The 26,626-nt window shown below is 42.5% G+C and carries 18 protein-coding genes and 1 pseudogene; 11 read left to right on the top strand and 8 right to left on the bottom strand.

Annotation, left to right across the window (positions count from 1 at the left end):
• Positions 1 to 690 precede the first annotated feature (690 nt).
• Both LC605_RS06780 and LC605_RS06775 read left to right on the top strand, forming a co-directional pair.
• The gene (locus LC605_RS06780; protein ID WP_229546796.1) at positions 691 to 3,201 is read left to right on the top strand and encodes a TonB-dependent receptor; all 2,511 of its coding nucleotides are present in this window, start codon (positions 691 to 693) and stop codon (positions 3,199 to 3,201) included.
• Between the two features lie 199 nt (positions 3,202 to 3,400).
• Positions 3,401 to 4,582 carry an MFS transporter gene (locus LC605_RS06775; RefSeq protein WP_229546795.1) on the top strand — a complete coding sequence of 394 codons (1,182 nt, stop codon included), beginning with the start codon at positions 3,401 to 3,403 and terminating at the stop codon, positions 4,580 to 4,582.
• 249 nt (positions 4,583 to 4,831) lie between these two features.
• Here LC605_RS06775 and LC605_RS06770 read toward each other — a convergent pair whose 3' ends face one another.
• Positions 4,832 to 10,234, bottom strand: coding sequence for an ATP-binding sensor histidine kinase (locus LC605_RS06770; protein WP_229546794.1), 5,403 nt, complete (start codon positions 10,232 to 10,234; stop codon positions 4,832 to 4,834).
• A gap of 192 nt (positions 10,235 to 10,426) precedes the next feature.
• On the opposite strand from LC605_RS06770, the gene LC605_RS06765 reads away from it, so the two are divergent.
• Positions 10,427 to 10,591, top strand: coding sequence for a hypothetical protein (locus LC605_RS06765; RefSeq protein ID WP_267868440.1), 165 nt, complete (start codon positions 10,427 to 10,429; stop codon positions 10,589 to 10,591).
• On the opposite strand, the pseudogene LC605_RS06760 reads toward LC605_RS06765, so the two are convergent.
• The 3 genes and pseudogenes from LC605_RS06760 to LC605_RS06750 all read right to left on the bottom strand — a co-directional run.
• Positions 10,558 to 10,701, bottom strand: a pseudogene (locus LC605_RS06760) (transposase family protein); the annotation flags it as partial. The gene LC605_RS06765 and the pseudogene LC605_RS06760 overlap by 34 nt on opposite strands.
• Positions 10,702 to 10,796: 95 nt before the next feature.
• Positions 10,797 to 12,617: an ABC transporter ATP-binding protein gene (locus tag LC605_RS06755; protein WP_229546793.1), complete on the bottom strand. Its 1,821-nt coding sequence runs from the start codon at positions 12,615 to 12,617 to the stop codon at positions 10,797 to 10,799.
• A gap of 159 nt (positions 12,618 to 12,776) precedes the next feature.
• The gene (locus tag LC605_RS06750) at positions 12,777 to 13,013 is read right to left on the bottom strand and encodes a hypothetical protein (RefSeq protein ID WP_229546792.1); all 237 of its coding nucleotides are present in this window, start codon (positions 13,011 to 13,013) and stop codon (positions 12,777 to 12,779) included.
• Between the two features lie 215 nt (positions 13,014 to 13,228).
• Here LC605_RS06750 and LC605_RS06745 point away from each other — a divergent pair, with 215 nt between their 5' ends.
• Entirely contained in the window at positions 13,229 to 13,516 is a 288-nt protein-coding gene (locus tag LC605_RS06745; RefSeq protein ID WP_229546791.1) for a hypothetical protein, read from the top strand.
• 64 nt (positions 13,517 to 13,580) lie between these two features.
• Positions 13,581 to 14,366, top strand: a complete 786-nt coding sequence (locus LC605_RS06740; protein WP_229546790.1) for a DUF3598 family protein — start codon at positions 13,581 to 13,583, stop codon at positions 14,364 to 14,366.
• A 667-nt stretch (positions 14,367 to 15,033) separates the two neighbouring features.
• On the opposite strand, the gene LC605_RS06735 is transcribed toward LC605_RS06740, so the two are convergent.
• The 3 genes from LC605_RS06735 to LC605_RS06725 form a co-directional block, all read right to left on the bottom strand.
• Positions 15,034 to 16,440: an HlyD family efflux transporter periplasmic adaptor subunit gene (locus tag LC605_RS06735; protein ID WP_229546789.1), complete on the bottom strand. Its 1,407-nt coding sequence runs from the start codon at positions 16,438 to 16,440 to the stop codon at positions 15,034 to 15,036.
• An 88-nt stretch (positions 16,441 to 16,528) separates the two neighbouring features.
• Entirely contained in the window at positions 16,529 to 19,615 is a 3,087-nt protein-coding gene (locus LC605_RS06730) for a peptidase domain-containing ABC transporter (RefSeq protein WP_229546788.1), read from the bottom strand.
• An 18-nt stretch (positions 19,616 to 19,633) separates the two neighbouring features.
• On the bottom strand, positions 19,634 to 20,212 hold the full coding sequence (locus tag LC605_RS06725; RefSeq protein WP_229546787.1) for a helix-turn-helix domain-containing protein: 579 nt from the start codon (positions 20,210 to 20,212) through the stop codon (positions 19,634 to 19,636).
• Between the two features lie 658 nt (positions 20,213 to 20,870).
• On the opposite strand from LC605_RS06725, the gene LC605_RS06720 reads away from it, so the two are divergent.
• The 4 genes from LC605_RS06720 to LC605_RS06705 all read left to right on the top strand — a co-directional run bounded on the left by LC605_RS06720 (position 20,871) and on the right by LC605_RS06705 (position 23,689).
• Complete coding sequence (locus LC605_RS06720; RefSeq protein ID WP_229546786.1) at positions 20,871 to 21,152, top strand: LysM peptidoglycan-binding domain-containing protein; 282 nt, start codon at positions 20,871 to 20,873, stop codon at positions 21,150 to 21,152.
• A gap of 167 nt (positions 21,153 to 21,319) precedes the next feature.
• Complete coding sequence (locus LC605_RS06715; RefSeq protein ID WP_229546785.1) at positions 21,320 to 21,628, top strand: Nif11-like leader peptide family natural product precursor; 309 nt, start codon at positions 21,320 to 21,322, stop codon at positions 21,626 to 21,628.
• 614 nt (positions 21,629 to 22,242) lie between these two features.
• Positions 22,243 to 23,496, top strand: coding sequence for a nif11-class peptide radical SAM maturase 3 (locus LC605_RS06710; protein WP_229546784.1), 1,254 nt, complete (start codon positions 22,243 to 22,245; stop codon positions 23,494 to 23,496).
• A 31-nt stretch (positions 23,497 to 23,527) separates the two neighbouring features.
• The gene (locus LC605_RS06705) at positions 23,528 to 23,689 is read left to right on the top strand and encodes a hypothetical protein (protein ID WP_229546783.1); all 162 of its coding nucleotides are present in this window, start codon (positions 23,528 to 23,530) and stop codon (positions 23,687 to 23,689) included.
• Here the strand turns inward: LC605_RS06705 and LC605_RS06700 are convergent.
• Positions 23,679 to 23,972, bottom strand: a complete 294-nt coding sequence (locus tag LC605_RS06700; protein WP_229546782.1) for a helix-turn-helix domain-containing protein — start codon at positions 23,970 to 23,972, stop codon at positions 23,679 to 23,681. The genes LC605_RS06705 and LC605_RS06700 overlap by 11 nt on opposite strands.
• Positions 23,973 to 24,402: 430 nt before the next feature.
• Between LC605_RS06700 and LC605_RS06695 the strand changes: the two genes are divergently transcribed.
• Together LC605_RS06695 and LC605_RS06690 are read left to right on the top strand one after the other, a co-directional pair.
• Positions 24,403 to 24,612, top strand: a complete 210-nt coding sequence (locus LC605_RS06695; protein WP_229546781.1) for a hypothetical protein — start codon at positions 24,403 to 24,405, stop codon at positions 24,610 to 24,612.
• Positions 24,613 to 24,810: 198 nt separating this feature from the next.
• Complete coding sequence (locus LC605_RS06690; protein WP_229546780.1) at positions 24,811 to 26,616, top strand: S8 family serine peptidase; 1,806 nt, start codon at positions 24,811 to 24,813, stop codon at positions 26,614 to 26,616.
• The last annotated feature ends 10 nt before the right edge of the window (positions 26,617 to 26,626 follow it).

Below are 26,626 nucleotides of genomic sequence, written 5' to 3'. Positions count from 1 at the left end.
ATAAGTTTTAAAATATACTCTCACTAAGTATCAACTCTAACGCATTTGAAGTATACTAATCCCTATAGTAGTAAGGGTTTAGGCGGTTTAAAATTTAGGTTATTTTTTCATCAATATCCTTGCCCAGCAAAAGTTTTAGAGATTAAGTGCGTTGTTTATAATCTGTTTTCAAGATTTGATGCGTGCAAAAAAAACTATAGTATTATATGCTACTACTTATTAGTATCGCATTTATTGATATTAATGTTATATATTTTATTTTACTATAGAATAATTTTGGTATTTGACAATAAGTCAAACTAATCTCAAATGCTTGTTTATTAAGAGTTTTTAAAGTACATCAATCAAGTGGTTTCGGTCATAAGAATAATTAATCAATAATTAATTTTTAAGCGAGAACGCGATTTATAAGTTTGACGGTTTGTCATTTGACACATTTACCACAAAGCCAAACAATTTAGTACATAAACGCTTTACTGATATCTTGCACCAGGCGACTGGAAGTCGCGGCTACACGGGCAAAACCCTAATTTTACATTAGTCCGCGTAGGCGGACTTTGTTTGTATAGCCGCGATTTCTAATCGCCAGGGCTAGGTGCAAGATATGAGTTTAGTCGATTTGCTACTAATAGCTTTAATTTTGTCAACTTTTATTGACAATTGGAGATTACTTTTTGGTGTGAGGATTAAATGAGGAAACTGTATCTACTGGGAAATTTAGGACTAGCTATCATATTTGCCATATTTATAAATCAACAAGCTTTAGCTGCAACAAAAGAAGATCATCAAATTCCCCAACTTTCAGATATTAAGCTTCCTCACACAAGTGTCAAGAAGTGGTTAGCTCAACAAGAGCAGTCTACTATTCCAGTAACAGGGATAAAGTTGAATCAGACGGCTAGTGGGTTGGAAGTTGTTTTAGAAACATCTGTATCTGACAAGCTGCAAGCCACAACTAAAATAGAAGGTAATAGCTTTATTGCAAATATTCCCAATGCACAACTGCGTTTAGCAAGTGGTAACACCTTCCGTCAAGAAAAGCCCGTTGCGGGAATTACGGAAGTATTGGCGGCAAATCAGGATGCAAATAGTATCCAGATTACGGTAGTGGGGACAACACAAGCTCCAAAAGTCGAACTATTTGACAGCGATGAAGGTTTAGTTTTAGGGGTGACACCAACAACATCTGATCAACCATCAGCCGATCGCCAAAAACCTAATGAACCAGATATTGAACTAGTCGTTACCGCACAAAAACGACCGGAAAATGCACAGAATGTACCCATTAGTGTTACGGTAATACCTCGTCAGGAAATAGAAGATGGTAAAATCAATTCTTTGATTGATATTGCCAATCAAACGCCCAACTTTAACTTTCTTCCCACATCTTCCGGCGGTACAGAGTTTAGTAATTACAGTTTGCGAGGCTTGAACAATCAAAATTTCCTTACCGCTCAGGATAGCGTAGCCTTTTACATCGATGATATTCCAATTGACTATAACGGCTTTCTAGACTTGGCTTTACTCGATCTAGAACAAATAGAAGTGCTAAGAGGGCCTCAAAGTACGCTATACGGTCGAAATAGTTCTGGTGGGGTCGTCAATATCATTTCTGTTCAAGCAACGCCAGAACCAGAAACACGAATTAGTGCAAGTTACGGTAGATATAACAGCCGCGAATTCCAATTCTCTCTCAACGATGCTTTGGTTGACGATAAACTATCACTGCGAATTGCGGGAGCTTACAGAGGACAGGATGGATTTATTAGGAACCTAGCCACAGGTAATGAAATAGGCGAGCGATCGCGCCTAGCAGCAAGAGCGCAACTCCTGTGGACACCTACACCCGACTGGACAGTATCTTTTAATAGCTATAACAGCTTTACAGATGACGGTAATCCAACCTACAACAAGCTAAATCCTTCTGACCCATTTGAGGTTAATTTACAAACTGAAGGATACAGTAAGCTAAGTACAAATACTCAAGCCCTCAAAGTTGGTTATAACGGCGAGGGTTTTCGAGCCACATCCATCACCGCACGTCGTTTTACCCGTCAAGAAAACCTTGTTCCAGGAAGCACAGGAGCAATACAAATTATTGATGGTATTGACTCCACATTATTGACGCAGGAATTACGTTTTCAATCTCCAGAAACTGCTGAACGTTTTCAATGGTTATTAGGTGGTTACTACGAATCTCGTGACTTTAACGTTGACGATGCTCAAATCGACTTTCCTGGATTTGGAAGATTTCGACGTACTGGAGACGATAATCGTCAAACCTATGCGGTATTTGGACAAGTAGATTATCAGCTGATAGAACCATTAACTGTATTTGCTGGTTTACGTTACGAATCTAGTGATACCTCTTCAGATAGTACTTATGAGTCAGTAAACGCTGACGGAACTCTCACCCCACTGCGTCCGGCATTTAACAATGAAAAAGTCAGCAACAATGAATTGATTCCTCGCTTCGGTTTGAAATATCAATTCAATCCTAGTTTAATGGGATACGTGACTATTGCCAAAGGTTATAGACCGGGTGGATTGAACTACCGCGCCAATAGCGAAGCAGAACTACGATTTGGAGAAGAAAAAACCTGGAGTTATGAAGTCGGTTTGAAATCTTCTTGGTTGGATAATCGTTTAATTGCTAACCTATCAATTTTTCACAACGATGTAAATAACTATCAAGTTTTGCAATATGATGAGAGTGGGTTTTTTGGCAGAGTTAACAACGTTGACCTTAAAGCCACTGGAGTAGAACTTGAACTGAAAGCAAAACCAGCTAAAGGATTCGATTTAACTGCATCAGTTGGTTATGTAGATAGTATATACAAAAACTACCAAAATTCCGATACAGGTGTAGACCTAAGCAATAATCAAGTTCCCCTAGCACCACAATTTACCTACAATTTAGCTGCTCAATATCGCAGTCCGGGAGGCTTATTTGCTCGTGCAGAATTGCGTGGTTATGGGATTACTTATTTTGATGATGCGAACCAAATCAAGCAAGAACCATACGCCTTAGTAAATGCCCGCATCGGTTACGAAGCTGAGAAATATGGCATTTACCTGTATGCAAATAACTTGTTTGATACTCGTTACATCACCTCTGGATTCTTGTTTCCAGTACCGGATGGAACCGCAGGATTTGGCGATCCTGTGACCTATGGCGTGCAAATTAAAGCTAATTTCTAATTTAATTGTTGTAGCGATGGAGAAAATTATCTTTCCTGTTGCTATTTTTGATTTGTTATCCTCCGCATATTGCTATAGCAATTCTGTTTGAGTTGTGAAAAATATAAATAAGAAAACGAACCGCAAAGTACGCTAAGGGCGCAAAGGGAAGAAAGAAGAAAGAGATATATAATTTTCACAAATGATTTAGGACTGCTATATGCTTGCTAAATTAATCCTGCTCGCCGCACTTTATACTACTCAATTCATTCCTACAACCTTTTTTATCCAAACCGTACCTGTTTTTATGCGACAACAAAATATGTCGCTGGATGCTATCGGGTTGTTAAGTTTTCTCATTCTTCCCTCAGCGTTAAAATTTCTGTGGTCGCCTTTTATTGACCGCTACAGTTTGCCAAAGTTAGGACATTATCGCGGTTGGATTATCTGTTTTCAACTTTTGTTAGCACTTGTAACATTTGGATGTGCATTTATTGATATTCAAGAGAATTTTAATATCTTAGTTTTTTGTATGTTTCTCGCTTTTTTATTCTCCTCCAGCCAAGACATTGCAACTGATGCGTTAGGAGTAAATTTACTCGAACCGCGAGAAAGAGGATTAGGAAACGCTATTCAAGCTGGGGGAAATGTTTTAGGCGCTATTATTGGTGGGGGCGGAGTGCTGATTCTACTAGATAGAATCGGCTGGCGGTATAGCTTGATAATTATGTCAATAGTAATATTATTGAATTTAATTCCAGTAATATTGTATAAAGAAAAAGTTATTAATAAATCTCAGAAATCAAACTTTTTTAAATCTTATTTTCAACCTTTTATCAACTTTCTCTCGCGTCCAAAAGCATTACCGTGGCTTTTCGTAGTATTGCTATATATGGGATGTGAAATGATGTCAGCTACAATGCTCCGTCCACTTTTTGTTGATAGAGGTTTGTCGCTCTCAGATATTGGCTTAATGTTGGGTATTGTCAGTTACAGTGTCCGTATTGTTAGTGCTTTGATTGCAGGAGTTTTGATTACCCACTTGGGAAGATTACGTTCTCTAACTCTATTTGGTTTTGCTGCAAGCATGATGACGCTTTTGTACATCATACCTGCAATTGGTATCAGTAGTTTACCTGTGCTGTATGCTGTTAGTATAACAGTCAATGCAGCCCAAAGCATGGCATATACTGCATTACTAAGTGCCATGATGGATAAATGCGAACCAGCAACAGCCGCTACTGATTATACATTTCAAGTATCCGTAGTATACCTTGGCGGAATTGCTGCTTCAGTTCTGAGTGGTGCGATCGCCAGTGCTACGGGATATACGTTTATGTTTATCATTAGTGCAGCCTTGAGTTTATTGAGCGTATTACTAATAACCAACTTGCGGGCATAGAAGCAACACATTCACGTAGTTGTAAGTAGGTCGGCGCAATTAAAGCTAACTGGCTAAGGCTGTCATTTGTCCTTCGTCATTTACAAGGGTTTTAAGCCTATTTACGTTTCGTAACATATTTAGGTTTTTTCGCGCCAACTTACTTAGAGCCTGATAAAAACTCAGGACTTACGCAACTGTCACAGGCGATCGCGTCGAAAGAGCTATGTCAGAAACACCCAAAGTTATTTTCTTTGCAGAATTGGCTACTCAACCCGCGATCGACAGTCGAATGCAAAACTCACTGCCTCGCCCTAACTCTGACTGAACTTCCAAGCTGCCACCGTGTTTTTCTACCACAATCTGACGGGCGATCGCCAATCCCAATCCCGTTCCCTTGCCCACGCCTTTGGTAGTAAACAAATGGTCAAAAATCCGCGTCCTCACCTCTTCCGTCATCCCTTTACCATTGTCACTAATCTGAATCTGCACCTGGTTTGCCTGGGTAGTTGTGCGAATCGTAATTTGTTGAGGATGGGATTTTAGTTGATCGAAAGACACACTTTGGGCCATTTCATCAAACATATCGATGGCATTCGCCAGAATATTCATAAACACTTGGTTTAACTGTCCAGGGAAACATTGGATTGTTGGCAAATCCCCATAATCTTGAATGACTTCAATAGCAGGACGATTTTCATTGGCTTTGAGCCGATATTTGAGAATCAGCAGTGTGCTATCAATACCTTCATGGAGGTTAGCACTAACTTTCTGCTCGGTATCGGCGCGAGAGAAGGTGCGTAGACTGGTGCTAATAGACTTGATGCGATCGGTGGCTCCTTGCATCGAGTCTAACAACTTAGGCAAGTCTTCGCCCAGAAATTCCAGGTCAATGTCTTCTGCTTTTTCTTGAACAGGGAGCGCTGCATTGGGATGGTGCTGTTGATAGAGAGCTATATAATCTAGTAGGTCTTGCACATAGTCTTTGGCATTGCTGATACTACCATTGAGGAAGCCAATGGGGTTATTGATTTCGTGGGCAACCCCGGCAACCAAGTTACCCAGGGATGCCATTTTTTCGCTTTGGACAATTTGTAGTTGGGATTGTTCAAGCTGTTGGGCATAAGCTTGCGCTTGCTGATAGAGGCGGGCATTTTCCAGGGAAATGGCAGCTTGGGTACAGAGGAAATTGAGCAGTTCGATGCGATCGCTCGTAAATGCGCCAACGGTAACGCGATTCTCCAAATACAACATCGCGACCAGTTTACCCTGGTTCAGAATCGGGGTACACAGCACACTCTTGGGTTGCTGTTGCACGATATAGGCATCCACCGCCAGGGTGGGATGGGTCAAGGCATCGACCACCACCACTGGTTCTCGGCTGCGTTTGACGGTATTAATCAAGGAATGGGGAACTTCTGAGCTACTTGACAGAGCGATCGACTGCATCTGCGCGGGCCGATCGACGGTGGCAACCGCTTCGACAAACCACTGATTTTCACGGGGCATCAGTAAAGCACCTTTGTCGGCTCCAGCATTTTCTAGCACCGTATGCAGCAAGGTTGCCAAGAGTTTGTCCAGTTGAATTTCGCCCGAAAGGGTTTGGGAGGCTTTGAGAACTGTTGCCAGGTCGAGGGCGGCAGAAATACTGGTGCTGCCGGAACTGGAGGATTGTGTGGCAGTAGCCTGAAATGTCGTTAGAGATGTTGTAACTGTTTCAGTTGCAGACAAAGCCATGCGCTGCTGTTGTAAAATCGGCGCGAGCAGTTGAGGATAGCGCTGCTCTAAGTCTTGGATTTTGGCTTTGGCTCCCCAGCGTGCATAACCGTAATAGGCATTCGTCAGATAATCCTGGGCAATTTTTTCTTTGCCCCAGTTGAGGTAGAATTTAGCCGCGAGTTCGTTGGCTAACGCCTCTTCTTGGATGTAGCCATTTTCTTTGGCTTTGGCGATCGCGCCATCGTAGAGGGCGATCGCTTCGACCTTATTGCCCAAAATGCGATATCGTTCTGCCTCCACTAGATCATATTTGTGTTGAAAGTTCATCGGTGCATGGTAAGCGCGATGGTGAAGTTTGGTCTGATTGGCAAAGACGCGATTTAATACTTCTGTGTCGTCTGCCGTTTCGGAATAGGTTGCGAGTGCGGTGAGGGAATCGTAGAAGTAAAAAATGTATTCGGTAATGAGACTCACACCTGCTGCTAGGCTTTGACCAACTTCTGCTGCTTCTTGCATTGCTTCGGTTTCATTGAGTAAGTAGGAGACAGTGAGCTTATACACCCAGTAAAAATGCAATCCTACCAAGTCATTAGAACTGATCAGCGAAGTGTATAGTTGCTCTAGTTGGGCAGCTAACTCGGTCTTGCTTTTGTTCCCTTGTAATCGTTGGGCTGTGTATAAAACAATCTGACTATAGTTGGAAGCAGTGGTGAGATTGAGCTTCTGTAGTGTGGTGATATAAGTTTCTGTTTCTTTGACCAGAGTAGTTAAATTTTTGCCAATCAAATAAGTACACTGACAAAGATTCAGTGCGCCGTAGCCTGCAAATTCCAAATCGCCTACCTCCAGCCCGATGTGGAAAGCTTCCACAAGTAAGGGTAAACTTTCACGAAAGTGAGATTTACAGTGAATAATAAATAGTCCCACAATAATATTGACTTTCGGCTGTAGCAATCGCGCATTGAATTTTGCCACCAGTTGCAGTCCTAGCTGTCCAAATGCATAAGCCGCATCCAAGTCGCCTAAAATACTGCTCAATAAGATGGCATAGTTACTGTAGCCAAAAGCAGACAGGGCAGTGTTCCCCTTCTGAATTGATCGCTTAACTAGGGTCAAAACCACAAAGGGAAACAGCAAAGGAGCAGAAATGTGAGCCGTGGCTGTAATACTCACCAGTAACTGCATGATTGCCAATGACTCCGCTTCTGTGATCACAGGCAAATCAAGTAAATCATGGGCAGTTCTGCCATTGAGTAATTCAGCCACTTCTTCCATCGCTGGGGCAATATCTGCGGGTGTTGGTTGTTTTGGCAGATGAATATTAAATTGCTCTAGGGCGTTCTGCGCGATGGCGATCGCCTCTGGAAATTGACTCTGAGTGCTATGGGCTTGAATCTGGATTTCATAGGTTTTGACCCGGTCTAGAGGATCTAGTTTTTGAGCGAAGATCGCGCTCACCCACTGCTCCATTTGGGCAAAATCGCCGCAGAGATAAGCCGCTGCTGCTGCACCTTCATGCAATGCCAGCATCAGGCTGGGTTGGCTCTGCCAGCCCAGATCATCTAGAAGATCTAGACCTGTCCTGCAATACTTCAGAGCCGGTTCATAGGCATTAGCAGCTTTGGCTTTGGTTCCAGCGATTAAATTCAGTTGGGCGAGATTGTTTTTTTCAAGTGGATCGACCAGAAGTGCGATCGCGCTATTCCAGTGGTTGACAATCTCAAAAATATTGGCTTCTAGTTCTGCGTCTGGGGTGTGTTGTCGCAGCAGCCGAGCAATGGCTAAATGAGTTGACTGTTGTTGATCTTCTCGAATCAAGGAATAGGCAGCCTGTTGAACGCGATCGTGCAAAAAGCGATATTTTGGATTGACCGTATTTTGCCTATCGGATTTCTCTGTCCCCTGAAAGAACTTATAGATTTGGCTAGTGGGTAAAATCAGACCTTCCTGCAAGGCTTTCCACAAGGCTATTGCCACATCAGTTGGCGATCGCTCTGCCACGATCGCCAAGGTTGTCAAATCAAACTGGTTGCCCACGCAGGCGGCTAACTTCAGCACCTGTTGTGTTGCGGCTGGCAATTTCTGCAATTGCAACGCCATAAATTCCACCACATCATCGGTGAGTGCTAGTGCATTCACTTGGGCAATATCGCATTCCCAATAGCGGCGATTCTCATTCTGAGAGGCTTCGCCAACGCGGTCAAAGCGAATCTGGCCGTCTTCGTGCAATGCTTTAAGAAACTGCGTGGTAAAAAAGGGATTGCCTTGGGTTTTGCGATCAATTAACTCAGTCAAGGGTTGCGCCAGTTCCCTCGAACACTTCAACGTATCAGCAACCAGATGATTGGTATCCGCCAAATCTAACGGTGCCAGGGTAATTGTGTTGATGATCGCCTTCGCTTTTCTGATTTCTTCTACGGTCAAAATAAATGGGTGGACGGGTGAGACTTCATTGTCTCGATAGGCTCCTAACATCAGTAAATAGCTATTGTCACTCATCAATAGCTTGATCAACTGAAGTGAAGCCGAATCTGCCCACTGCAAGTCATCTAAAAACAGTACTAATGGATGCTCTGCTGTGGTAAAAACTTCAATGAATTTTTGAAATAATAAGTTAAACCGATTTTGAGCGGCACTGCCTGATAGTTCGGTTGCGATCGGTTGCTGGCCAATAATCAGTTCTAGTTCTGGAATCACCTCAATTAAAACCTGCCCATTTTCTCCCAAGGCAGTCAGAATCTGGCTGCGCCATTGCGCCAGTTCTTCGTCCGATTCTGACAGCAATTGCCCCATCAAATCCCGCAACGCTTGCACAAAGGCAGACAGGGGTATGTTGCGATTAAACTGGTCAAATTTACCTTTGATGAAGTGGCCTCGTTGCCGCACAATCGGCTTATGCACTTCATTCACCACCGCCGTTTTGCCAATCCCCGAAAATCCGGCGACTAGCATCAATTCAGATGCGCCATCTGCAACGCGATCAAAGGCTTCTAGTAAGGACTGGACTTCGGCGGTGCGACCGTAAAGTTTTTCCGGGATGAGGAAGCGATCGCTCAAATCGCGCTGTCCCAGTTCAAATTCGGCAATTTCACCCGTTGTTTTCCATTGCGTCAAACACTGTTCCAAATCATGTTTCAGTCCCATTGCACTTTGATAGCGATCTTCGGCATTTTTTGACATCAGTTTCGTGACGATCGCTGCCACCATTTTAGGGACATCAGGGTTCACCTGATCGGCTGGAACCGGAGTTTTGGCAATGTGACAATGGATGAGTTTCAATGGATCATCCGAGGTAAAGGGCAAGGTACCCGTCAACAGTTGATAAAGGGTCACCCCTAAGCCATAGAAATCGGCACGATAATCAATGCTGCGATTCATCCGTCCAGTTTGTTCGGGAGCCAGGTATGCCAGGGTGCCTTCCAAGATGTTGGGGCTTTGAATTTCCTGGGTTTCCTTGGGCAGCAAAGAGGCAATGCTAAAGTCGATCAGTTTGACTTGTTTCGACTCCGGTTGAATCAGAATATTGGCGGGTTTGATGTCTTTATGGACGACCCGCTGCTGGCAGAGATCATGGAGAATGTCGGCGATTTGGAGGGCGATCGCCAAGACCCCTGTCAGATCCAACGACTGCTGCTGGATATACTTACCTAATGCAACCCCACCCCAATCCTCCATCACCAGGGCATAGCCATTGCCCAGGGGTTCTAGGCTCAAGGGTTGGACAATGCCAGGGATGGGGAGGTTTTTGGCGATGGCGTATTGATTGCGAAACTGCACCAATTCACCAAAGCTGGGATAGTCCCGCCGCAGCACCTTAATCACCACTGGACGCGGAGTCGCTGTTTGTACTGCTCGATACACTGCCGTTCGAGAACCCAGATACAGTTGCTCAACAAGGTGGTAGCCAGAAATGGCTGGAAATGAATCAGGGGAGGTATTTGCGGTTAGTGCCATAGCTTTGGGAGGATCGTATGACCATAATCTGTTTGAAGTAGCTTTATGATTCCCATAAAAGTGAGCGAGTTTACAAAAAGCGTTAAAACAAGGGGTTCGCCAAGCTGGTATTTAAAAAAAGGTGGGTTGTCATAGGTTTCGGATACTGGGGAAGAGCTGGCGAAGCTGTCACAAAGTGCAAACTAAACAGCCATGAGCGGTCGAGTCACGATGTTAGGAATATCAAGGTGGGGAGGCATCGGTGGTAGCTATCGGACAGTGCTGAGATTCTTTCATACAGTCATCCCGTGGGCAACGGTGACACGAGATAAAGCTCGGACTCATAATCTGGCAAATACTCTTGCAATCGTGTCATGAGAGGGGATACCGTTGGGTAATAAAAGAAACGTTTTCAACCATTCCCCCTTGCCATGAGCATATGTCTCAATTGCTACCCAGATGTCTCCTTCACTGATAACGCTTATAACTCATGACTGGAAGTCACGAGTGGCGTAGGGCAGAAATCAAGCGGATTGATTCGTGGAGTGAATCCAAAATCTAAAATCCAAAATGTCTATGTTCTCTAACTCAGGAGTTCTCCTGTTTCTTGCAGGGAGTGCAAGCGACGGTAAATGCCCTCGTGACGCAATAGTTCATCGTGGCTACCAACTTCTACAATCTTTCCTTGCTCCAGAACGACAATTTTATCAGCTTCTCGTACTGTACTTAAACGGTGGGCAATGACGATGGTGGTGCAAGTACCCTGAATCGATCGCATCGCTAGCTGAATTGAACGCTCTGACTCATAATCTAAACTAGAGGTGGCTTCGTCAAAAATCAGTACGTCTGGTTCCACTAACAACGCCCTAGCAATTCCCAAACGTTGTCTTTGTCCTCCAGATAGCCTGACACCTCGTTCTCCTACGACGGTGTAATAACCTTGTGGTAAGTGCTGCACTACTTCATCAACTCTGGCAATTCTACAGGCTTCCTTAACTTGCTCCAAACTGGCATTTGTTCTGCCATAAGTGAGGTTATCCAAAATAGTACCGTTGAAAACGTCTACTTCTTGGTGAACGATCGCTAGCCTTCGTCTATACTTACCTACATTCAAAGTGCGAATATCTTGACCATCAATGAGAATTTGACCTTCTTGAGGTTCAAAATATCGCAACAGCAATTTCACTAAAGTAGATTTACCAGAACCGGAACGCCCCACTAATGCCACTGTTTGGTATGGCTCAATCAACAAGTTGATATCTTGCAAAACTTGACGGTTGGCATCATATCCAAAACTGACGTGTGACAACTCAACTTTTCCAGTAAATTCATAAGGTGATTCTGTCTGGTTGCTCTCTTCTAAAAGACTAGCTGAATCCGGTGGAGTTGGCTCTTGGAGAAATTCGTGAAACCGCAGCATTGAAGAATAACGACGGGCAAAAATTTCTGCCAAATTGCTAATAGGTTCTAATTCGGCATATGCCATGCTGGAAAGAGTTAAGGTCATGACAAAGTGACCTAAAGAAATTCTTCCCTCTGCTGTTGCTGCTAGAGTCAAACCCAGGATAGTAAACACGCAAAACTGAATTATAGTCCTTTGCCAAGTTGCCAGTTTCACATAACCTTTGTGGATGCGATACTCAACTACCATTAGTTCACGTTCCAAACGTTGCTTTTGCCGTTTGAGTTCCTTATTTTCTGTAGCAAATGCTTTCACTGTTTTGATGTTGGTGATCAGTTCAGAATTGCGACTTTCCGTATCTTCTCCATATTTATCCAGAATAGTTTCATGCCCAATCAGTCGCTTTAAATCCCTCAAAGTAAAGCCAAGAATAAGCACAAAGGAAATCAGATATAAAACCGCAATTCGCCACTCAATCACCAAGATAAACCCAAAAATTCCTAATATACGAACTAGTTTAGGAATCAACTGTCCGGCAACTTCTGGATATGCAAAAGTGTGGTTAGAAATACCTCTAGCTATTCTTCCAGCAATGCGTCCAGGGTTATTTTCATCATAAAATTCTAGTGGGAGAGTGAGGATTTTTTCTATCGCTGTTTGGGCTTTCTGGCGACGTAACCTTAAGGTTATACCCCAATGAAACCAATGGGTTAACCAAGGTTGTGTTGGTGCTTTCACTACGGTGACAACGAAAATTAAACCCAGTAATACACTCAAAGATAGAGTTTTAGTAACTGGGTAATTCGTAATGTCAGAAAAGTTTGCGATCGCACTTTGAAGTGGTTTATCCAATGGTTGACCAGACAAAACGTTTAAAATCTGTCCAATGGCGTAAGGAACAACCAAATCAATAATTTCGTAAATGCCGGATGCTGCAATACTAAAAACACTCAGCTTCCAATCAGAGCGAAAGTAATTGACAATATCTTGAAATTTGGCCATGATGCACACCGTCCAAGAGGGCGATCGTAAACTTGGAATTTATATACTACACAACACTACCAAATGGGGAAATATAGTTTGGAACGCAATCTCTGCTGCTTGAGAAACGCCCAAAACCTAGATATTGTTAGACAATATCCCCTGAAGAATTAGGAATTGTCACGATCCAGATTCAATAGTGGCATTTATATAGCTAAAAATTGTGTCTAATTCTCCAATAGCCTCTAGTTCAACGGCTTCTTCTGGTGTCAGTAAATCAGCTTTTTTCTTATCCAGAAGTTCTTGCAAACGCGAACCTAGCTCTTCAGTAAATTTGAAAAGATTGAGATTGTTGACTTTTTCGACTCGAATACCAGTCGTTAGCCAAGATGAGGGTCTAATTACTACTGGATTCATAGGGTTATTACGATTTAATATACTACTATTGTACTTACTTTAAAAGAGTTAGCACCAGATCCAGACTAGAAGTCAAGCCAGCTGCTTAATTAATAAGCCTACTTCCTTTAGCTTTTGCGTCGTAAGCCCCGCACCATAATCCTTTTAGGATTTCGATCGCTCTGGAAGAAAACCCCTCCCCAAGTGTTTCAGACTTTGCAGCTGCGGCGAACATTGTGGTTCCTCAACTTCCACGCAAAAAACATATTGTTCAGGAACCAATGGTTCTCAAAATTCAAGAACCAGTGGTTCCTCAAAAAGCTATAGTCACAGTTTTACAACAGTCACACCCTCGCTTTGGGAATTCGGGAACCATTGAAGCAGACGCAGCAAATCGTTGGCAACAGATTGTTACCATCAGCGATGGTGAGAGGCTGTTGGTTAACAATACTGATTTAGATGCTCCACTCGTTCCCACTCCCAACGCCAAGCAGTCTCTAGCAATGTTTCTTTGCCGTTGGTAAATTGGTATGAATCATACTAGTATTTTAACAAGGAGATTTTAAATATATTTTGGACACAAATATTATGGATGCAAAAGAACGAAATTGGAACTATTTTACGAACCATTTGCTCAATTGGCATGGAATTTGGACGCGATATACACCAGTTGGTGATGTCAAGGAATCATTTCAAAGTCTGAGGAGTTTTAAAAGCAATCCAGAAAAGACTAAAATTGTCCATACTAATACTTATAGTTATGCAAATGGCGAAAATAAGCAAGAGAGTTGGGAATTTAATTTTCTGTCAAATAGCTTAGATGATGGACTTTTTCACCCATCACGCGAGACGATGCGAGGATACTTCTTTGCTGATGGTCATGCTACTTGGGCAACAGTGAAGTTAAAACCCAACTCCTATTTTGGGATAGAATTATTCTTTCGATATGAGGATTTACGGCACAGTGTAGGTATTGTTTACGACGAGAAGGGAAATTTATTTCATACAGCAAATATTCGTGAAGATTGTAATGGATTCCCTAGCAAATATTGGTCAACTGAATTAAATCAGTTACCAGAACGAAATTTTAGTGGTAATTGGCAAGGCATATCTATGACCATTACTCCCAATCTGAAGATTTCCGAACCAATAGTAACTCAATTTAATTGGCATAGATCAGGGCATAAATATTACTATTTACCCGACGGAGTTTCTGTTAATTGTCCTAGTTCAATCACTATAGGCACTCCTTTTTCTCTAATCGCCAATTGGTTGATTAATCATTATGAAATGTATCAACTAATTGCTAATTATGATGAACTGGGGGTGTTTGATTCGCTGACGCTAGAAACATTCCTGATATCCAACGTTTAACAAGTTCCGCGGGTTTAAGTCCCCCGGTTCAATAAATAGGTAAGTTTTGTGTTGGGGTTAAATCCCCAGACGCTCGCAGACTCGCTAACGCTTCGCTAACACAAAACTTAATTACGAATTACGAATTACGAATTATTTTAAGAGGTTGTTTTAAAAGTGGTTGGCTGTATATTTGCACTTTGGTGCGTTACGCTGACAAAGGATTAGTGTCAGAAACTAGGCCGAATCGGTTTCACAGGGCAAGGGAGAAATAGAGTGCGATCGCAGATTATCTTGAGGGGTAATATTTAGTGACGCGTGGTCAGAAAAAAAACCGAGCCGAAAAACGGCAACGGAGCGAAATTAAGTTTTGAGCAAACCCTGTGGGCTGCTGCGGATAAGCTTGACACTGCGCGGGATTGAAGGGAATATGAGCGATCGCAATGCTGATACCTGACGGGGTGACAAAGCGGCTGAAGCCAAGAAAATAGAGGAGTGTGACCGTGTTAAAAACGAAACAAGAAGAAGTAGCTTTTCAAAATCTCCTAAGTAGGTTGGTGCGAAAAAATTCAAGTATGTTACGAAACGTAAATAAGCTTAAAACCCTTACTAATGACAAATGACAAATGACCAATGACAAATGACAGCCTTAGCCAGTTAACTTTAATTGCGCCAACCTACTTATTTTTTATAGTTTCAAACCACCTTTTTGCAACTTTTTAAACGGATCTAACACAAAATCAATAATAGGGCGCTGCCGAACAATTACCTCAGCAGTTGCTGTTTGTCCAGGCGTTAAAGCAATACGTTTGTTTCCACTTTGAATATAAGTTTGTGGCACTGCAATTTCTAATTCAAAGTTTTCTATTTTACCTTGGGCAGTTTCCACAGCTTTGGAGTCTGGTGAAATCCAGTGGAGTTTGCCTTCTATCACTCCATAATCCTGGAAAGGATAAGCATCAAATTTAATTTTGACTGGCATTCCTACACGCAGAAAACCACTTTCTTGACTAGGCATCTGTGCCCTGAATATCAGGGGTACTCCATTAGGTGCAATCTGAGTAACCATCTGCCCTGGTTGTACAACTGTCCCGGCATTATTGATAGACAACTGAAAAATTGTGCCATCAATCGGAGCACGGAGTGTTTGCTGTTGTAATTGAAATTGCAAAGAATGAATTTGTTTTTTAGTTTGAGAAATTTCTGAAAGGACATCTACAACTTGAGCCTGGAGTTCTTTAAGTTGTTTCTGACTATCCAAAACTGCAAGTTCACCTGTGCGTTTAATACGTTGATTGGTGCTTTGTTGTTTGGCAATCTCGGTATCAGACTGTTTAGTATCTGATTGAGCTTGTTCTAAAAGTCTTTGACGCTCAAATACCTCGCCTTCTATTTCTTCTAATTTGCTCTTGGAAATAGCACCTTTTTGAAAAAGATATTGATAACGTTGTACCTGGTTTTTAGCTAGCTTGAGGCGACCGTTTTCTAGGGTATATACTTGTTTACTGGAATTAAACCGTTGCCGTATTTGGTCAAGTTGAGCAAGTTGCTCTGATTCTTGAGCTTGATTTTGCAATTGCTGAGTGCGTAAAGACATTTCCAGTTGATTTTTTAATAACTGAAGCTGATTAACTCGATTTTGTTGACCCTCAAGTTTTGCCTGAGTTTGTTGCAGTTCAGTACGAGTTAATTCTGATTCCAATTCCAGTAAAATTTGCCCTGAAAGTACAGTTTGACCTTCTTTTACCTTGATGGCTGTAACTTTTCCGGTAACGGGTGCATCTAATCTCACAGTTTTGCCTTGAGGTTCAAGTCGTCCTCTGGCGCTACCTGTCTCATCTACTTTGGATAGCATTGCCCAAGGTAAGACAATCGCAGCAAATACTACTAGCCAATACAACAATCCGCGTGTCCAAATCCGTGGTAAGGTATCAATCAGTTCTTTTGTTAAAGAAGACCAGTCTTCACTTAGAGGTGCATAGGATTTTGGCTCTCGTGAGGATTGTGTTTTTTTGGAATCGTTCAAGTCCAGTTGACTACTAGGGTAGTGACCGTTCTGACTGAACTGCTCTTGGGTAGTAAATTCATTTGGCATAATTGGTCATACCATTTTGGATTTCAAATATGGGATTTTTTGGGTTTCTAGCAAAGCTAAGAAACGAAAACTGTAGAGGCATTTTAGTTCAAATGGCTATGGTAAGTTGCTGTTGATTCAGATAGAAGTAGTGACCGCGTTTAGCCATTAATTCATCGTGATTTCCACTTTCAACCAAAAGACCTCTATCTAGCACCAAAATTTTGTCAGCATTGCGTACTGTTGAAAGGCGATGAGCAATCACCAGTGTTGTTCTATCTTGAAGAATTTTGTTGAGGTTAGTCTGGATGATACGTTCAGATTCAGCATCAAGACTGCTGGTGGCTTCATCTAAAATCAGTAATTTAGGATTTCCTACAAGGGCACGAGCGATCGCTAGCCGTTGTCTTTGTCCACCAGACAAGGTTCCTCCGTCCTCACCGATTTGTGTTTCATAGCCCATTGGCAATTCTTTAATAAATTCATGCGCTCCCGCTTGTTGCGCTGCTTCTATTACCTCTTCTAAAGTTGCTTCGGGATAAGCTAAACTAATATTTTCCCGAATCGTACCACCAAAGAGAAAAGTATCTTGGTCAACGACACCGATTTGAGAACGGAGCGATCGCAATAAAAGGCTGCTTACATCATAACCGTCAATCAAAATCTTCCCTTCTGTGGGAGGATACAGCCCCAATACCAACTTGGAAATGGTCGTTTTTCCCGAACCACTGCGCCCCACAAGTGCGATCATTTGCCCTGGTTGCAGTTCAAAACTAATATTTTCTAGTGTGTTGACATCGCTTTCTGGATGATAGCGGAAAGTAACTTTATCAAAGACAATGTAACCGCGAATTGGTGGTAAGGATTGCCGAGATGATGAGTGCAAATCTTCTTCTGGTTCAGCGTCAATCACATCATTGATGCGTTCAACAGCAATCAGCACTTCTTGCAATTCATTCCATAGCATAATCAATCGCTCAAAAGGATTAATCACATTACCCAACAACATATTAAAAGCGACAAGTTGCCCAATGGTGAGTTCGTTTTGTATTACTTGCCATGCTCCAAACCACAGTAATGCTGTAGTGACTACAGCTTCAATGCCAGAGCTAAATATTTGCAGCGTATTGCCAATCACCTGCCCGGAAAAGTTCTTTTTAATTGACTTGCCAAAAAGTTCCTCCCAATGCCAGCGCACTGTCTGCTCAACTGCCATAGATTTGACAGTGCGAATACCAGTAAGAGATTGAATCAAATAACCAGTTTCTTCGTTATAAGCACTAAAAATCTCGCGGGAAACACGCTGTAAGAAGGGTGTAGCAATCAGCGCCAGTAATACGAATGGCGGCACAATTACCAACACAAGCAATGCCATTTTCCAACTGTACCAAAACATCAATCCTACGTAGATGAATACTGTCAGTAAATCGAGAACGATAGACAGTGCCTCACCTGTGAGGAAACGTTGAATTTTGCGGTTTTCTTGTACACGGGAAATGATGTCTCCCACGTAGCGGGACTCAAAATAGTTCAAGGGTAAGCGGAAAGTATGGCTAATAAAACCGACAATTAAGGCTAGATCCACTCGGTTAGCTGTGTGGTCTAGAAGGTATTGCCGCAGTCCAGTCATGGCGACTCGGAATAGGCTAAAGATGAGTAATCCTATGCCTACAGCTGTTAGTGTCAGGTCACTTTGCTGTACAACAACTCGGTCTAACAATAGCTGAGTAAATAGCGGTGTGATCAGTCCAAAAATCTGAAGCAGGATGGAAGCTATGAACACTTCCAACAAAACCAACCAGTGAGGTTTAGCTAATTCAAAGAATTGCCAAAAAGGAGTGCTGTTTTCCTTTGCATCTTTAAGTAGGGCGGTAGGTTGTAGTAACAAAGTATAGCCAGTCCAACCCGCTTTGAAGTCTGCATGAGAGAGGGTACGCTGACCAATAGCAGGGTCTGCAACGATAACGCGATCGCCTCTCACTTCGTAGACGACGACATAGTGTCTTCCTTCCCAATGCACAATCGCAGGTAAGCTTGCAAGAGCAAGTTTGTCGAGACTGGCTTTTACAGGTCGAGTTGAAAACCCAATACTTTCAGCAGCAGCAGCTAAACCTCGCAGTGATGCCCCATTGCGGTCAACATTGGCAATGTCTCGTAAGATATTGACACTAAAGTGCTTGCCCCAGTAGCGCCCAACCATTACTAAGCAAGCTGCACCGCAGTCAGCCGCGCTTTGTTGTTCAAAGTATGGATACCGCCGGGTGATACGTTGCCACAAATGACCGATTTTTACAGTTGGGTTTGGGAAGTAAGCCTTATTGATTTTTCTTTGGGAATTAGGAATTGGTGTTCTGTGCATCTGGGTGTTTACGCCAGTAACCTCAACTCTTGGAAGATACGCACCGGGCTTTCTCTCCGTCTTTTCATCGCCATCTCGCAGGATGTCAGAATTAATCAGTTGAGCCAGTTGTGGCTCTTTTGCGATCGCTGTTTCCCAATCTTGACGGCTGAGGCTGTAGAGTTGGCTTGGTTGACTCACTTGCCAACTTCGTTCTTTGGGTAACTGCTGAATGGCGTAAATATTTCCAACAGTAAGCTTGTATCCTGATGTGTGCAATAGTTCTCCTCGCCGCAGTAGCCAAAGTTGCTGGTCTTTGAGTAGAGAAGATGGGAGTTTGCCAATTTGGAGATTATGCTGTTCTAGTAATGGTAATATTTGCATCAATCCTTCTACAGGAGCATTAGCAAGGCAAGGAGTCTGACGAGATAACAGCAGTAAATCCCAAAGTACTGCCGAGGAGTGAAGATGCTCTGCGATCGAGGGATACTTGCGGATGAGCGATCGCAAACAATCCCCCGGAATATAGCAAAGTTTGAGATTTACCGAAGCCCTAGCAGTGTAAGCCTGAAAGCCTGACTCTGGAAACAGGGTTAGCTCACCAAATGATGCTCCCACTCCCAATGATGCGATTAAATTATCTGTGCTATTGAGCAGTCTGACCTTACCCGTCAGGATGATATAAATACCAACCGTAGCATTTGATGCCTGCCAAAACAGTTTACCTGCATTTGGTTCTAGGATTTCAATTTGTTGAAAGCAATTTGAAAGTTCTTGTTCTAAAAGGGGTTGACCCAAAGTTTGGGTGAGTTGTTGACCTAGTTGTTGCTTTTGAAACGTAGATTTATTCTGAATCATAGCTTTCCAGGTGCGGAATTAATTGTTAGTTTTCATCAAACTGAATTGCCACAAGAAACTAGGTTCGACGTTCGATGGCAAATCGCCAATCTTAATGCCGGAATTTTGTTGACTTGAGGAATATTTCTCAGTGGTGTTATCTTTTGGTCGAGTAGAAAGCCCCATTTCCTTGAGCAAACGGTTGATGTGGCAGCTGCTAACCTTAATCCCCAGTTCTTTTGCCAAATGCTTGCTTAACCATTGCCCTGTCCAGCGTTCAAATGGATAGCCATACTCACGTGGACTATGACTTGCCAGTTCTTGCAAACGAACAAGATATTGTTCATTAACAGCCTTGGGGCGTCCAAGAGGGCGATCGCTCCAATGATGAGCTTGACCTGTTTGGGCGATCGTCATCCAGTGCCGCGCCGTCTCCTGAGAGCACAAGAGCGCTTCACAAATTTGAGTCTGAGATTGGCCTGCATCTGCCAACAACATGATTTCAATCCGACGGCGATATTCTGGACGTAAATCTGTTTCTAGACTTTTGAGCAAAAGCTTACGCTGAAAACTTGTTAAGTATAGACCTTGCTTGTCCACAGCAGTTCCTCCTGGCATAACTTGCAATGCCCAGATAGAAATTAATCTGGATTCATCCTTGAGAACCTCTGTTACTTCTCTGAATCAAAACTCCGGGAATTCCACAACTCTTTACAAAGCTTTACAAGAATCTGGTAAACAGTCACAGGTCATTGGTCATTTGTCATTGGTCATTAGTAAGGGTTTTAAGCTTATTTACGTTTCGTAACATACTTGGATTTTTTCGCACCAACGCACTTAGTACAGCTTTGCGTAAAATCGTGGCGAATTGAGGGTTGAAATTTAAACGCATAGGCGCAACTCTTGGAGACGCTGCGCGAACGCCTTCCCGCAGGGTAGGGGCGCAAAGGGAAGCGCATAGGCGCTTCGCCTTCCCGTAGGGTAGGAACGCAAAGAGAATTCGCTACGAATTAATGAAACGCTGTACTTAGCTTCAGTTTCAAATTAGATGATTCGGAGTAGTGACGCGCTATTGCACTGTAATTTTTCAGAGAAAAGTAGTTTTATTTTTGAATATTAAATATTGGAATAATTAAAACATAAGTCATTGAATTATGCATATAAAAGCAGCTTGAAACTCTTGAAATTATAGATTGAATCTCCGAAGATTGAAATGTGATTAGGAAATCCACAGCTAATCACATTTCAAACAACTTCATTCAAAAGGAAAAATTCAATGGCTACTATCAATATTTCTGAACTGCGTTCTACTGATTTGGAATTATTTTCTGATTCCGAAAACTACATGGGCGGAATCTCAGATCAAGTCCAAAGTTTTGTCATAGGAGGAGGAGCGTATGTTACGGTAATACGTGGTGACTCACTATTTTATTTAGCTAAGATTTTTTGTGGAAATGGTAATAAGTGGCCCGAAATTTACAAGCGCAATAAAGGTACGATTGGATCAAATCCTAACCTGATAAAACCTGGTCAGCGACTCTATATCCCTTGCGCCTAGTAATTGCAAACGAGCGAGATATTGCTCATTCACAGCCTTAACCTTAAGCGAATCTAGCTAAAGCAGTAAGGTGCGTTAGGCGCATAGTCAGACGTGAGTTTTTAGTAATTTCACAACTAATAGCACCATAACGCACCATCTAAAAACCGTAATACAAGGAGAAAATTATGTCTCTAGAAAATGTTGGAGTCTTTTACGAAAGGCTAGCAAAAGATGAGGGTTTACGTACTCAAATTCAAGGAGCTAAAAGTAAAGATGAATGTAGCCAAATTGTCAAAAATGCTGGCTATAACTTCACATCTCAAGAGTTTGAAGAATTTACTGCCCAGTTGTTAGAGTTAGACACTAATGATGGTGAACTCCAAAATTTAGATGAAAAAGAATTGGCAGCTGTTTTTGGTGGAATTCGTGTAGTGCCAATTTACGGAACGCCAATTATTAAACGACGGCGATGGAACCGCAAATATCTAGCATAGACTACATATTTATCCTCAGCCTATATATGGAATTGTCAGACCAGTTTAGAACTCTTGCAAGTTAAAGCCATAAGCTGAGGTTTCTTGGGACGGATTTATCTGTATCTGTCCCAATACTGCGTAGGTTTTGGCTAAAAAATAAAAATGTGTAGGTTGGGTTGAGGAACGAAACCCAACCGAAGAGCGGGGTTTGTTGGGTAACGCATTGCCTCAACCCAACCTACGAATATTCACAAAGCGTGCAGTATTGGTATCTGTCCCAATCTAATTGACACTCTCCGACCTAAAGGCGCGGAGATTCTTAAGACCTCACGGCCAAAATATCCTGTTTACACAGGTTCCCAGGCTCACTACGGAAAGCCCCATAGGGCGTAGTGATATCTCCTCAAGGTTTTTCGGGCGTATACTTTCCCCCAGTCCGGGGGTAGGTTTTTAAATCTTGTACTGATTGAATTATTCTAACATGGCTGAGTCCTAAAGGACTCAATTAGCCTTCTCCCAAGGGGAGACGCAAGCGCGAACATCACGCAGCCTGAAGTACGGAATACGCAACTACGTTGCTGTTCCTCAAGGGTTTTCGGCATATTTTCTATAAATTAGTTGAGGGTATTGCAATGACCTATCGTCGAATTAGTTATGCAGTTTGGGAAATCACCCTAAAGTGCAATTTAGCCTGTCAGCACTGCGGTTCTCGTGCTGGTCACACACGTGCAAAAGAACTTTCCACACAAGAAGCTGTTGATTTAGTTAGACAGTTAGCAGAAGTTGGGATTACAGAAGTAACTCTAATTGGAGGTGAAGCTTTTTTGCGTCCTGATTGGCTAGAAATTGCTCAAGCCATCACTCAAGCTGGAATGCTCTGCGGTATGACAACTGGGGGTTTTGGTATTTCCTTGGACACAGCACGCCGGATGAAAGAAGCTGGAATTAGCGTGGTTTCTGTCTCTGTTGATGGCTTAGAAGCGACTCACGATCGCCTGCGTGGTAAAAACGGCTCCTGGCAATGGGCGTTTAAAACTATGAGTCATCTCAAGGAAGCAGGTATCCCTTTCGGTTGCAATACTCAAATCAATCGCCTATCTGCACCAGAATTTCCTCTTATATACGAGCATATCCGCGATGCTGGTGTTTTTGCTTGGCAGATCCAGTTAACTGTACCGATGGGCAATGCAGCGGATAATAGCGAAATTCTTTTACAACCTTATGAACTATTAGATATTTACCCAATGATTGCTCGTGTAGCTCAAAAGGCAAGTTGCGAAGGAGTGCAAGTTCAACCAGGAAATAATATTGGCTACTACGGCCCTTATGAACGATTGCTGCGGGGAGAAGGAGATGCTTGGTCTTTTTGGCAAGGATGTAATGCCGGACTTTCTACTTTGGGTATTGAAGCAGATGGTGCTATTAAAGGTTGTCCTTCACTGCCTACTTCAGCCTACACCGGAGGTAATATCCGCGACTATTCACTGCGAACAATCATTGAAGAAACTGAGGAACTACGGTTTAATTTGGGGGCTGGTACTCCCAAAGGGACAGAACATTTGTGGGGTTTCTGCAAGACTTGCGAATTTGCTGAACTCTGTCGTGGCGGTTGTAGCTGGACTGCTCACGTCTTCTTTAACAAGCGAGGTAACAACCCTTACTGCCATCACCGCGCCCTCACGCAAGCAAAACGCGGTGTACGCGAACGAGTGTTTCAAAAAGTAAGGGCACAGGGGAATCCCTTTGATAATGGTGAGTTTACTCTCATTGAGGAACCGATTAATAGTCCTTTACCAGAAAATGATCCACTTCAGTTTACTAGCGATCGCATTCAATGGACACAAGGCTGCGAAGAAGCAAAATTACTACCATCCTTAGTTGATTGAAGTTGTTAAAGGTTGTAATTCTAGGATTCATATGAATAATATCTCTACTGATTTTATCCCTGAAGAAAATACGACTGTTGCTGAGGCATCTTTGTTACCTCGGTCAGCTTGGAATAGTCAGTTAGCCTATTTTAAAGTTGTTTTTAAAGCAAAGAAGGCTTTAGACCGAATCGAGAAAGAAGCTAACGAGTGAGATGTTGCTCATTCATAACCTTGAGGCTCACCATCGGGCGATCGCTCCAATGGTGAGCTTGACCTGTTTGGGCGATCGTCATCCAGTGCCGTGCTGTCTCCTGAGAGCACAAGAGCGCTTCACAAATTTGAGTCTGAGATTGACCTGCATCTGCCAACAACATGATTTCAATCCGACGGCGATATTCTGGACGTAAATCTGTTTCTAGACTTTTGAGCAAAAGCTTACGCTGAAAACTTGTTAAGTATAGACCTTGTTTGTCCACAGCAGTTCCTCCTGGCATAACTTGCAATGCCCAGATAGAAATTAATCTGGATCATCCTTGAGAACCTCTGTTACTTCTTTGAATCAAAACTCCGGGAATTCCACAACTCTTTACAAAGCTTTACAAGAATCTGGTAAACAGTCACAACTGTGGCTTTTCAGGCTTTGGTGGTGTGACAGGGCATCAAGTACCATCTGCGACTATAAATATAGCTTCAGTTTAAAATTGCAGGCATTGGTAAATATGTAGTGAAAATGGAGATTTACTACTAAATTTGACAATATCTCTATTTACAGTAGAGCAATTTTGGAATCAAAACACTCTCACTTATGCATCAATAAAAAGCTTTTACCTCTTGATATCGTTGAAAATAACTCATATCTTTGAGTTGAGGTTAATCAAGTCCAAGTTAATCTCAACCAAACAAGTTGATTAAGGAGAAAGAAAAATGTCACAGATCAAAATACTAGATTTAGATAATGCTTCCTCACTATCTGAATTAGGCTACGAGGACATCAATATTGTTAGAGGAGGATTCGTAGCTACATTGGCAGCTACTAAAAATGTCAGGATTGCTAATCGTGTACGCAGAACTGTTCTCAAGAGAACAGGTAACATAGTGTTAGCTAACGCGGCTTCTTTATCTACTTCAGATTAGATACCAAATGAAGTCTGAGTGTTAGTATCATAACTGTGTTGTTTAGTGCCTTTCAGATAGGTATTAGATAATACAAAAGCCCCTGAAGCTGAACTTGATTTAGTTTCGGGGGATTAATCAATCCGTGCAAATGGATTTTGTTAATCACTCAAGAAAGAAATAGAGACTTTACCTACATTTACTTCCGTATTCAGTATTATGGTTGGCAAAGTAACAACTCAAGGCGATAAGATCCTCAAAGCAGACATTGCACGTCAGCTTTTTGGTCTTGACGGTCAAGGAATTAAAGTAGGCATCATCTCGGATAGTTTCAATTCGCTTTCTGGATTAAGTGAAAATGTTAAAAGTGGAGATCTGCCTGGAAAAGCGAATCCATTTGGATATCGCCAGCCTGTGAACATCCTTGCAGACAGTAATAAACCACTGTCGGATGAAGGTAGGGCATTAGGTCAGATAGTCCACGATATTGCACCAGGGGCAGAGCTATTTTTTCATACCTTCATTAAAGAGGATCGAGACGGCCTGTTTAAAGATGAAGAAACTTTTGCCAAAGCAGTTTCTACCCTTACTGCTGCCGGGGTTGATATAATCGTTGAAGATGCTATATTTGCTGCTTCTCTTCTACAAGACGGTAAAGCAGCTAAGGCTATCGAAGCCGCCATTGATCAGGGCGTAGTAGTTGTCTCTGCGGCTGGTAATAATGGCGGAATTTCATACGAAAGCGTATTTCGTCCAGGCGCTGAGTTTAAGCTTGAAGGTTTTCGATTTCAAGCCCACGATTTTGATCCTACCGATGGCGTAGATTTCTTTCAGAACATCAATCTCCCAAAAGGTAATACACTGATCAATCCTCTTTTGGGATGGGACGATCCTATTGGAGAGATCAAAACAGAATATGTCCAGTTTTTAGTGAATACGCCTGAATTGCCAAACCCAGCCAATATTGTTGCGGTTTCAGGGGTAATTAGCGAGTCTACTGTAGATGTTCCCCTTCAAGCACTTGGGTATGCCCCTGAAAAGGATGAACAACTTTACTTTGTAATTGCCAAGGTTGGTGATGATGTATCCGAAAAACCAACGTTTATCAAATGGGTTAGTAGTGCTAATGGGGCAGACCGCAAAATTGACTATGAATACGTAGACGAAGATGCCAATAATAGATCAGTTTACGGACACAGTAATGCACCCAGATCCATTACTGTTGGTGCCACGAATATCAAAAACCCTACAGAAATCAGGGATTATTCAAGCCAAGGAGGATCTCCCATTTGGCTGGATTCTGACGGCAATAGGTTGGCCAATCCCATCCTTAGAAATAAACCAGAAATCTATGCCCCAGACAACGTTGCAACCAATTTCCCAATTGATTCTTCGTTTGCTGAATTTTTAGGTACTTCAGCATCTACTCCTCACATAGCAGGTATAGTCGCTTTAATGTTAGATCGAGCTGATGGAAATCTAACTCCTGAAGATATTCGTACCAGGATACAAAATACTGCGCTTTCTATAGGAGAAGGTTCAGGGCTTGTACAGGCAGATCGGGCTGTTACAGAAGCATTCGTTTCAGAAAAGACAGGGTCTGACTGTACCGATTTTCTCTATGGGACAGATTCTGCTGACAATCTTTATGGAAATAAAGGCGCTGATATTCTAGTTGGGCGGGGAGGGCAAGACTATTTAGTAGGAGGAGACGGGAAAGACATTTTATTAGGAGGTAATGGCAATGATGTCCTCGATGGCGGTAAAGGCAACGATATCCTTATTGGTGAAAAAGGAGCTGATCGGTTTGTGCTGCGATCGCTTGATGGACAAGATAAAATACTTGACTATCGTCATGGAGAGGACTTTTTCATCTTGGAGGATCTGACATTTGAGCAGATCACAATTACACAACGCATTTTTAGTACTTCAATTCAGGTTACAGATACACAACAAAGATTAGCGGAGCTTATTGGAACACAAGCTAACACGATTGGGGTGGAAAACTTTATAGCGTTGTTATAGCAAACGCGCT

Origin of the sequence: Nostoc sp. CHAB 5836 (assembly GCF_020829445.1) — a bacterium.
Classification (GTDB): Bacteria; Cyanobacteriota; Cyanobacteriia; order Cyanobacteriales; family Nostocaceae; genus Nostoc.
Note: the sequence above shows the minus strand (reverse complement) of the source record. Positions and strands in the feature narration are given on the sequence as shown.